Annotated in this window: 2 protein-coding genes; both read right to left on the bottom strand. The window is 65.4% G+C overall.

The genetic code is table 11. The features are described from left to right. Nucleotides 1-123 precede the first annotated feature (123 nt). Nucleotides 124-438: a hypothetical protein gene (locus EJK15_RS69375; RefSeq protein WP_138720934.1), complete on the bottom strand. Its 315-nt coding sequence runs from the start codon at nt 436-438 to the stop codon at nt 124-126. Nucleotides 439-563: 125 nt separating this feature from the next. Next, nucleotides 564-749 (bottom strand): hypothetical protein, encoded by a 186-nt coding sequence (locus EJK15_RS69370; protein WP_138720933.1) that lies wholly within the window; start codon nt 747-749, stop codon nt 564-566. Between the last annotated feature and the right edge of the window lie 615 nt (nt 750-1,364).

Genomic DNA, 1,364 nt, shown 5'->3' with positions numbered 1-1,364 from the left:
GATCAACCTCGGACTCACCCACACCGGCGGCATCTGGACACTCGACCCCAGCCCGGCCTAGACAGCCCGCGGCCGATCCACCCCCAGAAACACAGCGGTCATCACAAGATCTTCAGTGATCTTCTAGCGGTGCACCGTCTCGCTGCTCGACCACTTACCGTACTCGTTTCCCAGCCACGTCTTCCGGTACCCGCGCACGTCCACGCGGACGGTGAGGTACTTCATCTTGATCGTGAAGCGGAAATCCTTGAGGCTCTTCGTGTTGACGTACTTCGTGTACGCCACGTTATTCGTCTTATACACATGCATCCGTAGTTGGGCGTGGGTGAAGCCGGTGAGGACGTCGGTCCTATGTTTGACGTACCCGCGGAAGATCCACGTCTTCGCCCCGTAGCAGCGGGTGCGGTTGAACGCGGCCTTCGCAGCGCTGTTGCTCACCGTCCGCACCTTGGACGTGAAACACTCCGCCGCCGCTGCAGGCGTTGCGGCGTGTGCGGTCGCCGGGGCCGCGGAAAGCCCTCCGATCAGGACAAGACCGCTGGCTCCGATACTGAGTGCGCGCTTCAATTTTCCTCCCAGTTGCCCAGTGGGGTCACGATCCCGCCGGTGGTCGGCCAGTCGCCCCTGAGCGGCGCGACTCCGCCGGTGCTCGGCCAGTCGACCGCGGCGGTGGCGGTCCCGGGTGCCAGAACGGACAGTCCCCCGACGAGCAGCCCGAGCGCGGCGAGCCGCTTGCCTCGTTGGTGCATGAACGATTCCCCTTGATCACGAGATTGGTCCCCTTCGCGGGGAGTGCAGTGACAGTTCACCGGTCGGGGACGCCTCGTGTCTGCATGTTTCGACTGGGAGGAAAACACCGAGGTCATGGCCCTGCGGGTGGTGCATTCGGCGGCTGGGTGTCGAGCCTGGTCGCGTGGTGCAGCATCAGGTTGGCCTGGCGGGTGCGGGCCTGCCAGGAAGGCCAGGCCGACAGGTGAACAGCACGGTCGGCAACCCAGGCAGAGGGCCCGATGAGTGCCCCCCGCCCAGTGCGGCACCCGAGCCGGACCAGCGCTGACGACACCAGGGCGTCAGTAAGTCACTGCTCACCCGCAGCCAGCTACGCACCGAGACCCCCGGCGGTGGAGCCTAGCTACTGACATTTTCTCAGGTCGCCTGGCAGCTTCCATGCATGCCACTGTCCCATCGGTCCTCAGCGCCGTCGAGGAGATCACGGGGCCCCCCGGCTTGGGCCTGTTAGGGCGTGTCCCGTGGATCATTAAGTCGGGTCGCGGAGCCAGATCCTGATCGAGGCAACGTCGATGGTGCCCTGGTAGATCCGCGCGCGCTTGTCGGTGCGCAGGGCTACCGCACGGTGGCCCCTC

This window comes from Nonomuraea basaltis (assembly GCF_005893125.1).
GTDB classification, from domain to species: Bacteria; Actinomycetota; Actinomycetes; order Streptosporangiales; family Streptosporangiaceae; genus Nonomuraea; species Nonomuraea basaltis.
The sequence above is the reverse complement of the archived record's forward strand: the minus strand, read 5'-3'. Positions and strand labels throughout refer to the sequence as shown.